At 41.7% G+C, this 20081-nt stretch carries 15 protein-coding genes; 7 read left to right on the top strand and 8 right to left on the bottom strand.

All coding sequences use genetic code 11. The features are described 5' to 3' along the window. Positions 1-93: 93 nt before the first annotated feature. On the bottom strand, positions 94-1632 hold the full coding sequence (locus FO442_RS07195) for a glycine--tRNA ligase (RefSeq protein WP_144332491.1): 1539 nt from the start codon (positions 1630-1632) through the stop codon (positions 94-96). A 111-nt stretch (positions 1633-1743) separates the two neighbouring features. Next, positions 1744-3141 carry an MBL fold metallo-hydrolase gene (locus tag FO442_RS07190; RefSeq protein WP_144332490.1) on the bottom strand — a complete coding sequence of 466 codons (1398 nt, stop codon included), beginning with the start codon at positions 3139-3141 and terminating at the stop codon, positions 1744-1746. A 308-nt stretch (positions 3142-3449) separates the two neighbouring features. Here FO442_RS07190 and FO442_RS07185 point away from each other — a divergent pair, with 308 nt between their 5' ends. Next, the gene (locus FO442_RS07185) at positions 3450-4610 is read left to right on the top strand and encodes a peptidylprolyl isomerase (protein ID WP_144332489.1); all 1161 of its coding nucleotides are present in this window, start codon (positions 3450-3452) and stop codon (positions 4608-4610) included. Between the two features lie 271 nt (positions 4611-4881). Here the strand turns inward: FO442_RS07185 and FO442_RS07180 are convergent, their stop codons facing one another. From FO442_RS07180 to FO442_RS07160, 5 genes are all read right to left on the bottom strand, one after another. Further along, positions 4882-5322, bottom strand: a complete 441-nt coding sequence (locus tag FO442_RS07180; protein ID WP_144332488.1) for a hypothetical protein — start codon at positions 5320-5322, stop codon at positions 4882-4884. A gap of 30 nt (positions 5323-5352) precedes the next feature. Then, entirely contained in the window at positions 5353-6393 is a 1041-nt protein-coding gene (locus FO442_RS07175; protein ID WP_144332487.1) for a glycoside hydrolase family 16 protein, read from the bottom strand. A gap of 114 nt (positions 6394-6507) precedes the next feature. Next, positions 6508-7194 (bottom strand): hypothetical protein, encoded by a 687-nt coding sequence (locus FO442_RS07170; protein WP_144332486.1) that lies wholly within the window; start codon positions 7192-7194, stop codon positions 6508-6510. Continuing rightward, positions 7176-7814, bottom strand: a complete 639-nt coding sequence (locus tag FO442_RS07165) for a hypothetical protein (protein WP_144332485.1) — start codon at positions 7812-7814, stop codon at positions 7176-7178. The genes FO442_RS07170 and FO442_RS07165 overlap by 19 nt, the downstream gene beginning before the upstream one ends. Positions 7815-7978: 164 nt before the next feature. Then, positions 7979-10189 carry a peptidylprolyl isomerase gene (locus FO442_RS07160; protein WP_144332484.1) on the bottom strand — a complete coding sequence of 737 codons (2211 nt, stop codon included), beginning with the start codon at positions 10187-10189 and terminating at the stop codon, positions 7979-7981. Positions 10190-10500: 311 nt separating this feature from the next. On the opposite strand from FO442_RS07160, the gene msrA reads away from it, so the two are divergent. After that, positions 10501-11160 (top strand): peptide-methionine (S)-S-oxide reductase MsrA, encoded by a 660-nt coding sequence (msrA, locus tag FO442_RS07155; RefSeq protein ID WP_144332483.1) that lies wholly within the window; start codon positions 10501-10503, stop codon positions 11158-11160. Positions 11161-11249: 89 nt separating this feature from the next. Here the strand turns inward: msrA and FO442_RS07150 are convergent, their stop codons facing one another. Beyond that, on the bottom strand, positions 11250-13208 hold the full coding sequence (locus FO442_RS07150; protein WP_144332482.1) for a thioredoxin domain-containing protein: 1959 nt from the start codon (positions 13206-13208) through the stop codon (positions 11250-11252). Positions 13209-13500: 292 nt separating this feature from the next. Between FO442_RS07150 and FO442_RS07145 the strand changes: the two genes are divergently transcribed. The 5 genes from FO442_RS07145 to FO442_RS07125 all read left to right on the top strand — a co-directional run bounded on the left by FO442_RS07145 (position 13501) and on the right by FO442_RS07125 (position 20061). Then, a complete protein-coding gene (locus FO442_RS07145; protein WP_144332481.1) occupies positions 13501-14976 on the top strand; it encodes an SGNH/GDSL hydrolase family protein in 1476 nt (491 codons plus the stop codon). A gap of 33 nt (positions 14977-15009) precedes the next feature. After that, the gene (locus tag FO442_RS07140) at positions 15010-16329 is read left to right on the top strand and encodes a GDSL-type esterase/lipase family protein (RefSeq protein ID WP_186279968.1); all 1320 of its coding nucleotides are present in this window, start codon (positions 15010-15012) and stop codon (positions 16327-16329) included. Between the two features lie 54 nt (positions 16330-16383). Beyond that, entirely contained in the window at positions 16384-18018 is a 1635-nt protein-coding gene (locus FO442_RS07135; RefSeq protein ID WP_186279966.1) for an MBOAT family O-acyltransferase, read from the top strand. 112 nt (positions 18019-18130) lie between these two features. Next, entirely contained in the window at positions 18131-18829 is a 699-nt protein-coding gene (gene lipB, locus FO442_RS07130) for a lipoyl(octanoyl) transferase LipB (RefSeq protein ID WP_144332478.1), read from the top strand. A gap of 2 nt (positions 18830-18831) precedes the next feature. Continuing rightward, on the top strand, positions 18832-20061 hold the full coding sequence (locus FO442_RS07125; RefSeq protein WP_144332477.1) for a serine hydrolase domain-containing protein: 1230 nt from the start codon (positions 18832-18834) through the stop codon (positions 20059-20061). The last annotated feature ends 20 nt before the right edge of the window (positions 20062-20081 follow it).

The raw sequence follows: 20081 nt of genomic DNA, 5'->3' as shown, positions 1-20081 counted from the left end.
ACGGCGATAATGCCGTGCCTATTTTATGCTTTCAATTAATTACCAGGGTAGATGGTGGATAATCTTGCACTTATCCCCGTATAGAGAATCTTTCTATTTCGCAAGCAGGTTTCTCCAGCTTACTTTTTCTTCAATTTTTGCTCTCAATTCAGCAATAGCAACGCGCTCCTGTTCCATAGTATCCCGATCACGAATAGTTACAGTATGGTCTTCCAAAGTCTGGTGATCCACCATCACACAATAAGGCGTTCCGATCGCATCTTGTCGGCGGTAGCGTTTTCCCGGAGAATCCTTCTCATCGTATTGACAATTGAAATCAAAACGCAAATCATTCAAAATCTCCGTTGCTTTTTCAGGTAACCCGTCTTTTTTCGTTAATGGCATTACCGCAACTTTATAAGGAGCCAATTGTGCCGGCAGACTCAACACTACACGCTCAGAACCATCCTCCAGTTTTTCGTTCTTGTAAGACGCACTCATCACAGCCAGGAACATCCGATCCAAACCTACTGAAGTCTCAACAACATACGGAACATAGTTTTGATTCAATTCCGGATCGAAATACTGTAATTTCTTTCCCGAAAACTGCTCGTGTTGTTTCAAGTCGAAATCAGTTCTTGAGTGAATCCCTTCCAATTCTTTGAACCCCATCGGGAAATCAAATTCAATATCACACGCCGCATTTGCATAGTGAGCCAACTTAATGTGATCATGCTCGCGGTAATAGTTTTCACCCAATCCGAGTGCTTTGTGCCATTTCAAACGGGTTTCTTTCCAATGATGATACCACTGCATCTCTTCTCCCGGGCGAACAAAAAATTGCATTTCCATTTGTTCAAATTCACGCATCCGGAAAATGAACTGTCGTGCAACGATCTCGTTTCTAAATGCTTTCCCGATCTGAGCAATTCCGAAAGGAATCTTCATCCGCCCGCTTTTCTGAACGTTCAGGAAGTTCACGAAAATTCCCTGTGCTGTTTCCGGACGCAAATAAATAGTCGCTGCATCTCCTGCAACAGAACCTAATTCGGTTGAAAACATGAGGTTGAACTGGCGCACTTCTGTCCAGTTTCTGGAACCACTGATCGGACAAACGATCTCTAAATCTTCGATCAGTTTTTTAACTCCTTCCAAGTCATTTTCCTCCAAAGTCACACGCATGCGGTCTTCGATCTCTTTGATCTTCTCCTCATTGCGCAAGACATTCGGATTGGTCGCACGGAACTGCCCTTCATCGAAAGCATCTGCAAATTTCTTTGCTGCTTTTTCAACCTCTTTATTGATTTTTTGACGGATCTTTTCAATGTGTTCTTCAATCAATACATCCGCACGGTATCTCTTTTTTGAATCTTTATTATCGATCAACGGATCATTGAACGCATCCACGTGACCTGAAGCTTTCCAAGTAGTTGGATGCATGAAGATTGCGGCATCAATTCCCACGATGTTGTCATTCATCTGTACCATGGATTTCCACCAGTACTGCTTGATATTATTCTTCAATTCAGATCCCAGCTGACCGTAATCATAGGTAGCAGCCAAACCATCATAAATTTCAGATGAAGGAAAAACGAATCCGTATTCCTTTGCGTGAGAAATAACTTCCTTTAATAAATCTTCTTTCTGTTCCATGGCGCAAATTTAGTGGAAATATCTTTTTAACACCGAATTACGAACCGAATTATGGAAAACAGAAGGGGCGCGATTAATCGCGCCCCTTCTGTTTAATTTATCTTATTCTTTTTACTTTTTCGAACTGCAAACAAAATCCGTCGTCGGGATTCCTGCTTTCTTAATTGCTGCGAAACCTCCTGCTATATCGATCAACTGTTTAAATCCTTTTCGTTTTAACAGGGAAATAGCGATCACACTTCGGTATCCGCCTGCACAATGCACATAATACGTATTATCCGGTTTCAGACCACCCAGGTCATCCAGCATGAAATCCAATGCCACATGCTCGGCGTTTTCCAAGTGTTCTGCGTCATACTCTCCCGGTTTGCGAACATCCAGCACAGGAAGCGAATCAATCTTGGCAGCAATGCTTTCAGGGGTGACCGATTCAATGGTTTCAACCGGCTCCCCGGCTTCGATCCACGATTGGATACCACCTTTTAAATATCCGACACAATTATCGTAACCCACACGCGCCAAACGAGTTACCGTCTCCTCTTCTTTGCCTTCCGGAACAACCAATACGATCGGTTGATTGATGTTCTCAATCAAAGCACCTACCCACATGGCAAAAGTCCCGTTTAATCCGATAAACAAACTAGCGGGAATAGCACCTTTGATGTATTCTTCCTGGGTACGCACATCCAATACCAATACATTATCCGCGATCAATCTTTTCACTTCATCCACACTCAATGCTGTTTTTCCTTTCGAAATCACTTCATCAATCGATTCGTATCCATTCTTGTTCATCATGGCATTCTTAGGAAAATACTGAGGTGGAGGCAAAATTCCTTCGGTTACTTCCTTAATGAATTCTTCACGCGTCATATCTGCACGCAGCGCATAATTGGTTTGCTTTTGTTCTCCAAGTGTCCCAACAGTTTCGGAGCTCATATTTTTTCCGCAGGAACTTCCCGCACCATGTCCCGGATAAACAGTTATGGAATCAGGCAAGATCATGATCCGGTTTCTCAACGAGTCAAATAACATTCCTGCCAGATCATTCTGGGTTAAATCTCCTTTGATTGCCAGATCGGGTCTGCCGACATCTCCCAGAAACAAGGTGTCACCGGTGAAAATAGCCGTTTCCTTTCCGTTTTCATCCAGTAACAAATAGGTTACGGATTCGGGTGTATGACCGGGCGTATGCAACACTTTAATGGTCACTTTACCCACTTTAAATTCCTGATTATCTGCAGCAATGATGCTTTCAAAATTAGTTTTGGCCGTTGGACCATAAACGATTTTTGCACCTGTACGCTTCGCAAGGTCTACGTGTCCGGAAACAAAATCCGCATGAAAATGCGTTTCAAAAATGTACTTGATTGATCCTTTCCATTCTTTGGCAAGATCCAGGTAAGGCTGAACTTCCCTCAACGGGTCAATAACTGCAATTTCTCCTTCGCTTTCAATGAAATATGCCGCTTCGGCCAAACATTTCGTGTATAATTGTTCTATTCGCATGTGTGTGTGTTTTTGTAGAACAAATTTCGTGTTTTTTTTGAAGCAAAAAATGACTTTCCTCATAAGAAACGTCAAATATGGCTTCTTCCACCTATTCCTACTTTCATTTTTCACCACAAAGGGGATGTCTTGTCGGGTATTCCTTCCGGAGAGTAGCGCAAAAGGGGATGTATCAAGACATAGATATACGCCGTCTTTCTCGATATACTTCGCTACTCGAAATGACAGCTTAACAGTTTTGGACCAATTTTTGTTTTTTCTCCTGCAATTCGCAAAATTGCGCTATTTTTAAACCCAAATAATTGAATATGAAAAAAGGACTTCAGTACATTTCAGCGTTGATGCTTTTGTGTATTACTACCACTTCGCTTTTGGCACAAAAAATTGAATTGCCGAAAGATGCACAACCAGGTATTTATGCCGCTTTTGTTACTACGAAAGGGAATATTATTGTTAAGTTAGAAGAAGAAAAAACACCCATGACAGTTGCCAATTTTGTTGGCCTGGCTGAAGGAAATATCACCCTTTTTGATTCCATCAAAATTACAAAACCATTCTACGACGGATTGAAATTTCACCGTGTAATCAAAGATTTCATGATCCAGGGTGGAGATCCGCAAGGAACTGGAATGGGTGGTCCCGGATACAAATTCCCGGATGAAACACGACCGGACCTGACACATAGCGGACCTGGAATTCTTTCCATGGCAAACAGCGGACCGGCTACCAATGGAAGCCAGTTTTTTATTACGCACAAAGAAACTCCGTGGTTAAACGGGAAACACACTGTTTTCGGTCATGTTGTAGAAGGACAAGATGTTGTAAATAAAATTGAACAAAACGATGTGATGACCAAAGTGATCATTATTCGTAACGGGAAAGCATATAAATCGTGGAATGCAACAGAAACATTCAAAACAGCGTATGCGAAAGTGCAAGCTGAACTGGAAGTAAAAAGAGCAGAACAAGCGCGCCTGGATGCCATTGAAAAAGAGCGAATCGAGAAGGCATCCAAAATGACTGAAGCTGAATACCGGGTATATTTATTGGATGAGATCCGCAAAAAGTACCCGACTGCACAACAAACAGAATCCGGATTGGTTTACGTGATCCAAACCGAAGGAAACGGTGAAAAAGCAAATAAAGGAGACCAGGTTTCTACGCATTATACCGGAACGTTTTTAAACGGAACAAAATTCGATTCTTCCCGTGACCGCAATCAACCATTGGATTTCACACACAACGTGGGACAAATGATTGCCGGTTATGATGAAGCAATTTCCATATTGAGTAAAGGCGGAAGGGGTATTTTCGTGATCCCTTACTTCAAAGCATACGGTGCCGCAGGAAGACCGGGCGGAATTCCTCCGTATTCGGATTTGGTATTTGATATTGAATTATTGAATATTGTTCGAAGCGCTACTGTTCCAATGCAGAAACAAATTGGAGGAGGTGGTACTGAGAAATAAGTTCTTTTAACCCCATTTATTTAAAGGAGTGATTCGGTGTAACGAGTCGCTCTTTTTTTGTTCTAATTCTGAAGCAGAATCCCCAAAGTCAGTTTGGCATATGCGTTTCCCGCGGTTAAACCGTCGCTCTTGAAACCCGAGATATACCCCTGTACGCCGATGCCTGGTTTGACTAACAAACTAATCGCATCATTGAATGGTATTCGGACGCCAACCCCCATATTAAAACCAAGAAACGCTCCCAAATTCATTGTTGAATTAACATGTTCCTTTACGACGGTGCAGAACCAGAATGAATAATATCCGCCGAATACGCAGTAGCTGCATTCACTCCTAACTCGGCTCCCATTTCAAACAGGTACCTTACCGAATAACCGAAATTAACCTGCATAGCAATCGGAACACTGATATTCAGGGCGTTAAAATGCTGATTATACCTGCTTTCATATTTATTGAATTCGGGACCAGAAACTCCCCCGTTCCAGAAGTGATAAAAATCCGCTTGCAAACCAACTCGCGCTCCCAATGCCTGATCCGCTCTAAAAACATGATTTACGCCCAATCCCGCCCCGAAGAAATTGCGTTCAGAGCCAATTCCGTGGTTAACCGAAACATGGAACTCATTGAACAAATTCCTCAAAGATTGTTCATCCAATTGAGAAAACCCGGATCCCGACAAGAGGAAAAAGAATATTAAGATTCTGTTTTTCATATTCCCGTTGATTTGGTGTTGTTGTATGCTTTAATTAGTCCCTTTTTGATAAAAACGAAAATAATCGATTTCCATTGCCTGCGGAAAATCATCACTTGCATTCGGGTCGTTTTCATTTCCGTGTTGTACGCCCAGGTTGAATCGCACCTGCATTTGGTCTGTAAAAGGCCAGGATTCGTTTACTTTGTATTCCTCTCCTTCCCGGATAGTGTTGCAGTCTGTAGGCGTTCCATTCTTCGAATTAAACCGGTACAGCGAATGAACAACCTCTCCGTCGATCGTCCAGATGATCTTGTAATAATCCCATTCTACCGCATAAATGTGGTAATCGTCACTATAATCGATTTTTGAATTTCCCCAATTGCCGTAACACGGATACTGGTCGTCTGCACATTGGGAACTGGTACGATTGATGCTATCGCCATGGATGGTAAAATGTGGGTTCTTGGACAAGCGATTTTTCTTGTATCTCCCAACGCAATTATACTCGTTCCAAAATTCAAAAATGTCGATCTCGTAATTGTGTTTCCCATTTTCGCCATTGAACAGCCAGAAAGCCGGCCACAATCCTTTTCCTTTTGGGATTTTGATCCGTGCTTCGTATTTTCCGTATCCAAACATACGCTGCGATTCGATCCAGGCAGAAGAGTATAAAAAAGAAGAAGAATCTCTTCCCGGAGGAGTTTTTGACCAGTCCACCACGTAGCTTCCATCGATTGGGGTTGTTTCTTTTTGGGCAATCAATTTCAGGATTCCGTTTTGAGCAACGATGTTATGGGAAACCGGAATTTTGGGATGCGTGTTCGTATTGGCGTACCACACTTTGGAACCGTCCCGCTCAAAATTAAATCCGGCCAACACTCCCTGATAAGGAAGGATCCAGTGGTTTGAATTCAATTCTTTTCCGTCAAATTGCTCCTCGTATTCCAGTACCCATTCCTGATTGTTGCAGGGAAGCAATTCTTTGTTAGTGATTGTTGCATAAGTATCGTCAAAACACTGAGAAAAAGCAGCATTTGCGAAAGTAAGCACCATAAATACAAACATAGAGATCGATCGAAGCAGTTTCATTGTTGCAGTTTAATTCGTTGCTATGAAGATAGGATGAATATTGATCATTTCGAAGCTGAAAACAAAAAAGGCTGTATCGCAGTGGACACAACCTTTTAAATTATCTTACGAGCTTTAATTAATAAATCTTAAACCAAAATTAATTCGAATGTAAGCATTAGCCGGTGGTCCAGCATTTACAGCGAAATCTGGTTTGCCAGAATACAAATTTAGACCGACATCCGGTTTCAAGACCAAATTACATCTTTCATTAAGTGGAATAATAACACCAACTCCTCCATTTAATCCCAAAAAAGCTCCCAAACTCAATGTTGTTTTTTCATATTCGAATTTTCCGAATGATTCTGAATCAATAGCTGTTTGATATACATCTGCCGAATATTGAGTATGTACATTAACTCCAAGTCTACCTCCCAGCTCAATCAGAAAATGAATAGGAGTTCCAAAATTCAATTGAAATGCAAAAGGAACGCTTATATTCGTTGAATAATAGTGCTGATTCCTTCTCGGTTCATTACTGTAAGGCGGTGTAATTTCCCCATTCCAAAAATGAAAAAAGTCTGCTTCTAACCCCACTTTTGATCCGACAGTTTTGTCCGATCTGAACACATGACCAGCCCCAAGTCCTCCGCCAAAAAAAGTTCTTGGATTAGCAGCTCCGTGATTAATCGAAATCTGGTATTCATTGAAGAGGTTTTTTAAGGGTTGTTCCTTCTCTTGTCCGAAAGTAAAATTCAGAGAGCCTATTAAAACGAATAAAAGTAAGATTCTCATAACTCTATTTATTTCGTAAATCTCCAACCCACACTGACCCGGAAAAACAGGTAATTCAAGCTATACTTCTCCGGAACCGTACTTGGTCCTAAACCGCTAAATTTTCCTTCTGCAGTGGCTCTTTGGTGGCACATACTTGCTTTTACATACAGCGTTTGTTTTTTAACCGGAATGTTGTAACCCAGGCCATAAGCAGCATAGAAACCTCCGGTTTCTTTGTCTCCTTGAGAATTGCTTTTACGAGTCCCGAATTGATTTCCTATATCGCCATGCAGGAAAAAGCCCCTGATCTTCCGGTTGATTAATAAATCATAAGATACATGCAGGAAAAGCGGAACCACTATGCTATTGCCCCAATACCTCACCCCTGTACCGATTCCGGCAAAAAACGAACCCGTTTGAATTCCATTCGTGCTCGTTAACTCCAAAGCCCACTCGGAATTATGAGCCGTGTAATCACTGGCATCTTTCAAACGGCCTATTCCTTTTAATCCTCCCAATTCATTTTTGGAAGAAAATTGGATTCTTCGTTCCAATACTGAAAAATCGATTTTTGACTTTCCTAATGAATCGTTTGTTTGAGCATAAGCATTTAAATTCCAAGATAAGGAAATGAAAGAGGCGATTGCGATGATTGATGACTTCATATTGTCAGTTGTTACTTTAATAAATACCTATGCATAAGCGTGATATTCATTGAAGAGATTTTTTAAGGGCTGTTCTTTTCGTATGTTCTGTTTTAACTAAAATACAGAAAACAAAAAAGGTTGTACCAACGCACAACCTTTTTCTTGTTTATATATTTATAACCTTAACGAACAATTCCAGCTTCCAAAAGTGCTCTGTTGTCCATTACGTTCAATTTTTTCTGCAATGCCTGGCGGGAGTAGTTTGCAATACTTCCTTTGATCTGACCTAACATCTGCATTTTCTCTGCATCGTAGTTTTTCGCTGCAGGAGCTTTTACCGTTTTGTTCACACGGATAACGTATACTCCGGATTGACCAACCGTTGCTTTGGAAGACATTTTATCCTTGATCTTTCCGGAGAACAATGCTCCCACTACCTCCGGTTCATAACCACCACCCTGAATACTTGGTGATGCGAACGTTACTTCTGCTTGTTTTACATCTGTTTTCAACTTTTTAGCCAATGCTTCTAAGTTTGTTACAGATCCGATCTTCTTCAGGATTGAATTTGCTTTTTTCTCGTTCAACGCGTCAGTTCGCATACGTTCGTAAGTATCTACCAATGCAGGAGCTCCTTTTTCACGAATGGATGAAACAATGGCAATGATCAGGCGGTTGTCATCCTGGATCGGTGAAGAACACAAATCTCCAACTTCCGCTTCGTCATTGTAAGCCAATTCCAAAATGGTTTGTGCCGCCATTTTAGTTGTGAACCCTTGTACTTTCGGAGATTCATCAAACATACGTGCAGGTCTGGAGTAATATCCTTCTCTACGTGCAATGGTATCAAACAAGATAATTTTATCCGTGATATCTGTTTTCTTGTTTAACTCTCTGTCTATTTTCGCCAACAAGCTGTATGCTTTGTCTTTCAAATTCATTTTTGTATCCTCGGAAGGCAGCAGTGTTTTTTGAACTACTGCCAATACCGGGAATCTGGAATCGCTTTTTCGATCCAATACTTCCATGATGTGGAATCCGAAATCCGTTTGAACCACTCCGATTGTTCCAACCGGTTTGTCTTTTGCAAAGTCGGAGAATGGTGTCACCATTTCGTAATCCATAAAATCTTCGTAAACACCCCCTTTGTCTTTCGATCCCGGATCTTCCGAATATTTTTTCACGAATTCCTCAAAGTTGGAAGCATTCACCACTTTCGCCAAACTGTCGGCCAATTTCTTAGCAGAAGCAATTTTCTTCGTATCTCCTTTTTGTGCACTGATCAAAATGTGACGCACTTTCATTACTGTCGAGTTGAAATCCAACACCTTTGCGATGCGGGTTGTTCCATTCTCATTGTAAGGTCCAACGATCTGACCGATCGTTGCTGTTTTGAATACCGTATCCATTGCAGCAGGATATGTCATTCCCTGGCGTGCTTTCGGATCCCCTTCCGGACGGAAAGTCATCATATGACCTGATGCGTACATTCTCGGCAGTTCGGAATTTTCCAAAATGAACAGGGAATCATTTGTTTCGGTAGCAAATGCTTTCTTGATTGCTGCCAGTTCTTTATTGAACGCCATCGAATCCTTTTTGGAAGGAACGATCGTTACATCGAAGTATTTTACATCACGTCCTGCCATTACCTGGTATTTCGGCTTGTCTTTGTTCTTCTCATAGAATGCACGAACTTCTTTATCGGAAATCTTCATTTGTTCTTCTGTGATCTCACGGTAAGCTCCCATCACGAATGATATGGACTTGGATTCGTTCTTTGCCAAATATTCGTTTTTAGCCTCCAATTTTGTTACATACGCTCCCTGCCCCAAGAACTGGAAGTATTTTTCCTGCATCCGTTGTGTACGAATTGCTTCTTTGGTTCTTTTCCAGTTTTCGATCGCAGCAGGATCAGTAGATTTTTCCTGTTCCTGAATGTATTTCTCCAATTGAGCAGCATTGAACTGACCGGTAGCAGGATCTGTAAATGCTTGTTGAATTTCCGGCAATAAGGTAAATCCTTCCTCCCCATAAAGGAAAGAAGTAAATTCTTTTTCAGAAACAGCCAAACCAAGTGCTTCGTACTCTCCTTTTAAAATAATTTCATCTACAGAAGCTGTCCATGCCTTATCAGCAGATTGTTCCGCATCCTTATCTGTATACTCTTTTTGCTGTTGCTGAAATTGTTGTCTGTCAGACATTTCAAACTGACGCAATTTCGTATAATATACTGCCGTATCTACTTCATTTCCGTCGATTGTACCTAATGTACCTCTATCAACCGAAGAACCGATTTTATCAAATAATCCGGTAAGGATAAAAGTTAAAAGAGCTAAACCAGTGATACCTACCAGGAGGTAACGCATGTTTCTAATTCTACCAATGATTGCCATTCTATATTTTCTTTTAAGGGTGCGAATATAATCAGTTGAGCCGACTTTTTAAACCTTTCTACTTTTTTTTGTTGTTTCTGGCTCAATTATTTGTCTTATTTAAATTCCCGGAGCTTTAAATTGCAACTGGAATTTTTTCACCCGCAGATCTCGCTGATTTCGCAGATTTTAGCTTTGGAGCTTATGCTTCGACTTCGTCAAAGCCTTTTGAGCCTTAGTGAGAGAATAAAATTACAAACTTAATAAAGGTTAAAAACAGGGAGGAATAAAACCGGAAATAGAAGTCTGTCGTAACTTGAGAAAAATTATCTATGAAACAGTTCATTTTCTCCTTAATTGTTATGCTGATCTCCGTGAGTGCATGTGGTCAGAAAACCAAAACTGCCGAAGCGGACAAACTTTCAAAAACTCCTGCCCAATTATCCAACTACCAGGTTGCTTACTTCGGAAGCGGTTGTTTTTGGTGTGTCGAAGCTATTTACGAATCCGTAAAAGGAGTGGCCGAAGTGGAAAGCGGGTATTCGGGCGGACATGTCGAAAATCCGACCTACGAAGAAGTATGCACCGGAACTACCGGACATGCTGAAACTGTGAAAATTTATTACGATTCTACCGTTATTTCCTACGATGACCTTTTGAAAGTCTTTTACGATTCCCATGATCCGACCACGTTGAATCGCCAGGGCCCGGATGCCGGAACGCAATATCGCTCGGCTATTTTCTACCAAACTAATTACGAACGCGATCATGCAAAAGCGTATATTGAGCATTTGCTGAAAGAAAAGAAATTCCCAAGAATCACCACAGAGGTGGTCAAATTCACAGCTTTTTACAAGGCGGAAGAATACCATCAAAACTTTGAATGCCGTAATCCGAACAACGGATATGTGCAGGCAGTTTCACAACCGAGACTGGAGCAATTTAAAATTAAAGCTCCCGAAATGTTGAAAACGGAAGAAAAGAAGAACTAAAATGATACCCGTTAATCTGTTCTGAGGGCACGCGATTCATCGCGTGCCCTCAATTATCTAGTGGGATTTGTCGATAAATGTGCTGCTAGTTAATTCAAATTCTCCAAATAATCTTCTACTTCCCGCACATGCACCATCGGGATCGAACACAAACCTGCAGCGCACACCGTTGCTTCAGTATCGTTGGTATAACGCACCAGTAAAAACGGTGAACTTTGCTTTCTAAACACATTCCAATCAGCAGTTTTCGGGATTGTCAACAAACGCACTTCTTTTTGGAACCGCAGTAACAAGAGCGCCCAATTGGAATATCCGGAACCGTATTGCTCCATTCCATCGATCACATTTTGCAGTAATTGTTTGGATTTTGCTTCGTAATCCAGGTTGTCGGTCAACAAGGAAAGCGTGAGCAGGTTATTTGCCATGATACTGTTTGTTGCCGGAATGACATTGTCATTGATTTCCATTTTCCGGGCAATCAGGTCGTGATTATCTGCGGTAAAATAGAACATACCCGATACCTCATCGTAGAAATGCTGCAAAGTATAATTGCATCGTTCTTTGGCAAAATTCAGATCTTCTTCATCTGCTGTAATTTGATACAGTGAAAGAAATGCCTGAATCGTTGTGGCATAATCGTCCAAAAATCCGGTGATGAACGAACGTCCGTTTTGGCGGGTATGAAGTAACTGAAAATCAGCAGTTGTTTGGTATTTCCGGATCCATTTAGCAATTTGCAAGGCCAGTTTCAAGTAAGCCTGATCTTCCGTCGCTTTGAATGCTTCGAGTAATCCGGTGATGGTTAATGCATTCCAGGCCGTCAGACATTTGGTATCCGTAACCGGGGCAATGCGTTTTTTTCGGATATGCAACAAGGTATCCAATTGTTCTTGGATCTTTGTCGCATCAATGGATGGATTGTTCTTACAAAACGCTTCCCAGGTTTCATTTCTCAGTAAAACCCATTGTTGATGCTCCCAATATCCTTTATTTCCCGGATTGTAAAATTTCCAAAACCAGGACGCATTTTCGCCCAAAGCCGTATCAATCTCTTCTTTTGTCCACACATAATATTTTCCTTCCACTCCTTCCGAATCGGCATCCTGAGCAGCAAATAATCCGCCCTCTTCACTTTTCATTTCGCGTTCGAGCCAGCCGAGCGTTTGATCCAAGACTCGTTTGTATTCCGGAATTTTGGTGTGAGAATAAGCTTCTGCATATACACTCAGCAATTGCCCGTTATCGTATAACATTTTCTCAAAATGAGGGATTTTCCACAACAAATCAACTGAATATCGCGAAAAACCACCGCCAACTTGATCGTAAATTCCACCGAATGCCATTTTGTGCAAGGTCAGATGTACGTATTTTTGAACTCCTTCTTCTTTCTCCAGGATTCCGTAGTGCAATAAAAACTCCAGGTTGCTTGGAAGCGGAAATTTCGGTGCCGTGGTCGGACCACCTTCCACCATATCCATGCGAGGCTGCCATCTTCGAACCAATTCCCATAATTTATCTTCCGGAAAAGGCTTTACAGGTTCTGCCACTGCAATCAGATCAGATTGGTGCACACCATCCGAAAGTTCTTTTGCGTATTCCAATACTTTTTCCGGTTCAGATATATAGGTGTGATTCAGAGATTTCAGCACATGCATCCATTGCTCTTTTGGAAAATACGTTCCACCGTAAATCGGCTGCCCATTCGGAATCGTGAAACAGTTTAACGGCCATCCGCCGCGTTGTGTCATTAATTGCACAGCAGTCATATACACCTGGTCCACGTCAGGGCGTTCTTCCCTGTCGACCTTGATACAAACAAAATGTTTATTCATCAATGCTGCCACCTCTTCATCTTCGAAACATTCGTGTTCCATCACATGACACCAGTGACAAGCAGAATACCCAACAGAAACAAGTACCAATTTCCGTTCTTTTTCGGCTCTTTCAAAAGCTTCCTTCGACCAGGGAACCCAGTTTACCGGGTTGTGGGCATGCTGTTGCAAATACAGGCTACTTTCATGAATGAGTTCGTTTGTGTACTGTTCCATAACTTAAAGTTACGAATAGTCATGAAATGAATCCTGGAATTTTCGGAAGGATTTTATAGCCAATTAATAATTACCATGGTAAGTGGTGGATAATCTTACACTTATCCCCAGAATGCCAAAAAACTTCTGAAAGCCTTATAAATATTAGCCTGTTCACAATATCGCAATTCCGTTAGCTATCGGGATGCAACCCACATTAATACATCAAATAATCTTCAATTCCTTACAGATAATAAACAAACATTGGTCTATTCCCAATTTGGATTAATTTTGTAGCACAATTTTGACGTAAGTGAAGCAATTACAACCTTTTCATGTTCTTATTTACCTTGCCGGAATCCTGGTATTATTGAGTGGTATTAGTTTTTTGGTTAAGGGTGATACTATTGATCTTTTTGGTATGGATGTTCGTTTCCTAACTTTTAATGACGCCCTGACACCACCTAAACCGGTAGAAAAGAAAGATATTACCGAAATTGTAAAGGTTGATACTGTAAATGTAGAAGATATTGCAGCAGACACGACCATCAAAAACACCTTTGAATCTGATGGGAAAATGGGCGCACCTACCGGCGGGACATTAACTGCGGAAGCTGCTACCAGCCTTCAATTCAATGAAAAAGGACAAGAGGCCCTTCATGCGTTCTTCGAAAAATTAGATGGTGCAGCAAAGGGAAAAAAAGTGCGTGTCCTGCATTACGGAGATTCCCAAATTGAAGGTGATAGGATGACTTCTTATATTCGTCAACGCTTGCAAACGCAATTCGGTGGATTCGGACCGGGAACAATTCCAGCCAAAAACGAATACAATACCATTACCTTCAAGCAAACCTGCTCTCCCAATTTTAGCCGTTATACCGCTTTTGGCGGTACCAGTCTGAAATCACGGAAATACGGTTCCATGAATACGGCGGCCAGGTTTACTCCGGAAATGGACAGTGTGCAAATGTCCGCTTCCACCACTCTTAAGGAAGCTTTTATTGAAATTGAACCCACAAAAACGGCTTATTCACGTGCCAGAACGTACAACCATGCGAAAATGTTCTACACCAGCTGTTTCAAACCATGTAAAATCAAAGTCTATAACGGAACGACATTGGTTCACGAAGACAGCCTGGAAAACGATGGAAAATACCATGTTCTTTCGCTCGAATTTCCTTCTACACCGGGGAAATTGCGTTATGAATTCTCGTCAACCGTCAGTCCCACGATTATCGGGTTCTCCCTGGAAAGTGATTACGGAGTATTTGTAGATAATATCGGAATGCGGGGTTCAAGTGGTACTTTTTTTGGAAAGATCGATCACAATTCTGCATCGAAAATGTATGCTGACTTGAATGTGGAAATGGTCATTATGCAATTCGGAGGAAATGGCGTTCCTTATATGAGTGATTCTTCATCGGTGCGCAGGTATGCGAAGCAATTCAAAGGACAATTGCATACCCTGAAAAAACTCCGTCCTTCTGCTTCAATCATTGTAATCGGACCGAGTGATATGTCTATGCAAGCCGCAAACGGGCGTGTAACTTATAAAATGCTTCCGTTCCTGGTACAGGAAATGACACGCGTTTCAAAAGACGTCGGGGCATGTTATTGGGATCTTTTCAGTGCAATGGGCGGAGAAAATTCCATGCCTAGTTGGGTCGAAAAAGGATTAGCCGGAAATGATTACATCCATTTCACGAACCGGGGTGCAAGTATTGCATCTCAGCTTTTCTTTGATGCCTTTGCAGCTGAATATGTCAAATGGAAACAAAGGACTCAATAAAATGGCATGTTCGTTGCTCAAATGAAATACTGGATGAAGTTTAGTTTTTATACCGCATTATTAATTGCCTCTCTTATTGCCTGCACCGGTCAGTCGCAAGTGGAGATCCTGCGTGATAAAACTCCGCTGGACACTTACATTTATCCCCATTTCCATCACCTCGATACGAATTTAAAACACCAATACCCTTTTATCCGTTTTGAAACCAACTGCTTTCGGTTCTACAGCCCCCAAAGTGCCAATTGGGAGCATCTTTTCCAGGATTTCAGAAACATGGTGAATGATAAAAATTGTAAATTGAACTTTTATCACATCGGTGGATCGCACCTCCAGGCGGATGTTTATACACACGATATCCGGACATATTTGCAAACGCATTGGCTGGACCTTCCGGGAGAACGCGGATTAATTTTCCCCTTCGATCTCGCAAATACCAATAATCCCTGGAATTACGAATTCCACTCCAAAAATAACTGGCACACTTACCGAAGCGTGAGTTACCACCGCCCGGAAGGAATTGACTTCGGGTTATTGGGAGCTATAGTCGAAACTCCCGATTCCATTGTAGAAATCAAGTTCAACTACGACAAAACGGATGTCAAACCGGGATTTACACGATTGCGTGTATACCACAACAAAGGACCATTTCCTTATGAATTGAATTTCGGACCGGATGAGATTCTGATCGTCAATAAATTCCGGAATGAGACCCTGGGTTACACGGAAACAATCTTTACTGATCCGGTAGACACATTCAACCTCCAATTCACGCGATTGATCGCCGGACCATACAATCTGCAACTCAACGCATTTCAATTAGGCAACGCTTATCCGGGAATTTCTTACACTGCCATTGGAATTAACGGCGCAGGCTTATATACCTATCTCGCCAATAAGAACTTCGAAGAACAATTAAAGGAATCCCCGCCTGATTTCTTTGCATTTTCTGTCGGGACCAATGATGCCAACGTTCCTTACAGTTCATTCAATCCGGAGGTGTATAAGAATAACCTGGAAGCCATGATCCGGAAAGTATTGGCGGCCAACCCGGAATGCGCCATTCTGCTCACGGTTCCGAATGACGCCGGTTACAAGAAGAAATACCTCAACAAAAACGTTGCCCGCGAACGCGATGTCATCATTGAACTGGCAAAAAAATACGAATGTCCCGTGTGGGATTTTTACGGAATCATGGGGGAATTGGGCTCATCACGCATTTGGAAAGGAAATGGGCTGATGCGGGGAGATTTGGTCCATTTTACAGCGTCGGGCTATCACTTAAAAGCGGACCTGTTTATCGATGCCTTTGAAAAATGGCTCCAACAAATGGAAAAAAGAAAATACATCAATTAAAATCGTTTTAACCCCTATATGGAATCGTTGCACCGCATTTTTAGTTTCACACATATGTCAGCTGATGATCTGGCATTTAACCGGCTGGATTTTTGGATTTTCTTCCTGGTATTCATGGTGCTGTTTAGTTTCCTGCATAAACATCAACTGGTGCGCAGTATGTTTATTACACTTGCCAGTTTGTTCCTGTATTTTAAAACTTCGGGTTTCTTTGTAACACTTCTTGTACTTTCCGTAATCGTCAATTTCTTCCTGGGCAAATGGATTTTCCGGACTGAAAGTAAATTGGGACGAAAATGGATCATTGCGCTTTCCGCAGTTTTTAATTTATTTTTCCTGGGATTCTTTAAATATGCGCTCTTTTTTACAGAGTCTTTCAATAAGATGTTCCATACAAAGCATGAAGTCTGGAATTACTTCGCTCAAATAGGAAACAACATTTTCGGTGAATATACATTCGAAACCCACATCATGCTTCCGGCCGGAGTGAGTTTCTTTACCTTCCAATCCATCAGCTATGTGGTCGATATTTACCGGAAGGAAATTGAACCGGTGAAGAACTTCTGGGATTATTCGTTCTACGTAACCTACTTTCCGCATGTACTTATGGGACCTATTGTCCGTGCGCGCGATTTCATTCCACAAATCTACCAGAAATTCAAACTAAGCCAACAAGAATTCAGTGAGGCGGTCTTTCTGATCATGAAAGGGCTTTTCAAAAAAATCGTATTGGCGGATTTCATTGCGACTCATTTTATCAACGCCATAGTAGACAACCCGGATCCATATCCGGGCTACTGGAGTGTGATTGCCATGTGGGGATATTCCCTGCAGATTTACGGGGATTTCTCAGGCTATACCGACATTGCAATCGGAATTTCCAAACTGATGGGCTTCGAACTCCTGCCGAACTTCAATTCTCCTTACAAAGCAAACAGTGTTGCAGATTTCTGGCGAAGATGGCACAAATCACTTGGATCCTGGTTGCGGGATTACTTATACATTCCTCTCGGAGGGAACAAAAGAGGAACTATCGGGACGTTCATTGCCATTATCGTCATTTTCGTTTTCCTGATCTTCATTACCGGCTGGTTTGAACTGATTTTCGTATATGTTGGTTTAATGAGTTTGTACGGAATCGCCATTCTCATCAGTCCGCAAGTAAAAACTTTCATGTATCGGGATTTGAACTTGTTAATTACGATGATTCTCGGTGGATTATGGCACGGAGCTTCTCAAAATTTTGTCATCTGGGGAGCCATGAACGGGTTGGCTTTGGTTCTTTACAATCACTGGAAAAAAGTTTCTCCTTATGAAAAGAGTTCCTGGTGGATCGTGCATTTCTGGAAGATCTTGCTGACATTCAATTTCATTACGTTTACACGCATCTGGTTCCGATTAAAAACAGAAGGTGCACCGGAAAACATGCTCGACAGAATTTTCCATCATTTTACCGACTATAAATGGGAAACATTCCATTTACTAATAAACACGTACTATCCGGCGCTTCTGATCATGCTCTTAGGTTTCTTCCTGCATTGGATGCCTCAGAAATGGAAAGATTTTATGGTAGCCAGTTTCGTAAAAACCCATTATGTCCTGCAAATGTTAATCATTGCTATTTTCGTAGTCATCCTGTACCAGGCAGCTTCCAATTCATTCCAACCTTTCGTATATTTGGAGTTCTAAAATAAAAAGGTTCAAGTTTAATTGAGAATTGAAAATGTAAAATTGAAAAGATGTTTAAAACATCTATTTTGAACAAATAATCAATACAAAAACAGAAACAACGGCTAATAAGATGTTACCAAAGGTTCACTTTCAGGATTTGGGGCTGATCGATTATCAGGAAGCCTGGGATTATCAGGAAAAGCTCTTTGGGGAAACCATTGCCCTGAAAATCGAACGCAGGAATGAAACCAGTTCGGAAGAGACCAAAAATCACTTGTTATTCTGTGAACATCCGCATGTGTTTACCCTAGGGAAAAGTGGTACGGAAGATCATTTGCTTCTGAACGAACAGGGACTGGAAGAACACCAAGCGAAGTTTTACAAAATCAACCGCGGAGGAGATATTACCTACCACGGACCCGGACAATTGGTTGCTTACCCGCTTTTGGACCTCGATTATTTTTTTACGGACATTCATAAATACATGCGTTACCTGGAAGAAGCAGTTATCCAGGTATTGGCTCATTATGGGATCAAAGGAGAACGATCACAAGGGTTTACCGGTGTATGGATTGATCCGGCTTTGCCAACTGCCCGAAAAATTTGTGCAATGGGTGTCAAATCGTCCCGCTGGGTAACTATGCACGGGATCGGTTTCAACATCAATTCAAATCTTTCTTATTTTTCTCACATCGTCCCTTGCGGAATTGAAGATAAATCTGTAACTTCCTTGCAACAGGAACTTGGTAGAGCTATCGATATGCAGGAAGTAAAAGGCCTCCTAAAAGAAAAACTAGCCTCCCAATTCGGATTCACTTACGCACATTAGTCATGAAACGCACCCTGCTCAAATGGTTAAAACGAACTGGTTGGTTTGTCTTGATCCTATTTTTATCCGTCAATATTTTTATCCTTTTAAGTGGTCGTTTTTACCTCTACAAGGGAATTTATTACACCTATTTGCAAGGTGAAACCTCTCCTACGATCTACGATCTGAATAAATTTTACAATGCAACGGTTGAAGCTCCGAAGAAAGGCGAACCGTGGAGTTTCAACTTACCTCAGGGGGAACGACTTAGCAAGGAAGATCTCAAATACATGGATACCTGGCGCACATCGTCTTTCCTGGTTGTCAAAAACAACCAAGTAATTTACGAGCATTATTGGGACGAACATCATCCGGAAACCGTGTCCAATTCGTTTTCTGCTGCAAAAACGGTAGTAAGTATACTCATTGGAATGGCGCTGGAAGACGGTGATATCAAAAGCCTGGACGAACCTGTTTACAAGTATATCCCTGAATTTACCGGGAAAGGAAAGGAAAAAATTACGATTCGGCACTTGCTTGCCATGTCTTCCGGGCTGGATTGGACGGAAAGCGGGAAAAATCCTTTGTCTGAAAATGCAGAATCCTATTATGGATGGGATTTAAGAGGATTGGTGACGCGCCAGCATGTGGAACGGGCTCCCGGGAAAGAATTTATCTACCAAAGCGGGAATTCTCAGTTACTTGCTTTCATCCTTGAAAAGGCTACCGGTAAGGACTTATCCCAGTACGCTTCCGAAAGACTATGGCAACCCATCGGTGCTGTGTCGAACGCCTTTTGGAGTCTGGATAAAAAAAATGGTGATGAAAAAGCATTTTGCTGTTTGTACAGCACCACACGTGATTTTGCACGCATCGGAAAATTATTGATCCATCATGGTAAATGGAATGGCAAACAAATAATCCCTGCCGCTTATTTTGATGAAATGGTCAAAAATCCGGTTATGACAACGGAAGAAGGTGTTCCGAACACGCGTTACGGATTGCATATCTGGACCTATGTCAGCAATGGGCATCCGGTTTATTATTGCCGCGGAATTAAAGGACAGTACATCATTTCAATCCCGGATGAACAATTGATCATTGTGCGAACCGGTCACAAACGCGCACCGGATACCGATCCTAAAATCCTGGAAACGGCAAATACCAAAGAAAATCAAGAGAAAATCGGGCATCCTTCCGATCTGTTCGAATACATTCGCATGGGAAGGGAAATTGCCGGTGAAGACAAATGATTAACTTCACGTCCCAAACC

The sequence above is a fragment of the Fluviicola chungangensis genome (assembly GCF_007558725.1).
GTDB lineage: Bacteria > Bacteroidota > Bacteroidia > Flavobacteriales_D > Crocinitomicaceae > Fluviicola > Fluviicola chungangensis.
Note: the sequence above shows the minus strand (reverse complement) of the source record. Positions and strands in the feature narration are given on the sequence as shown.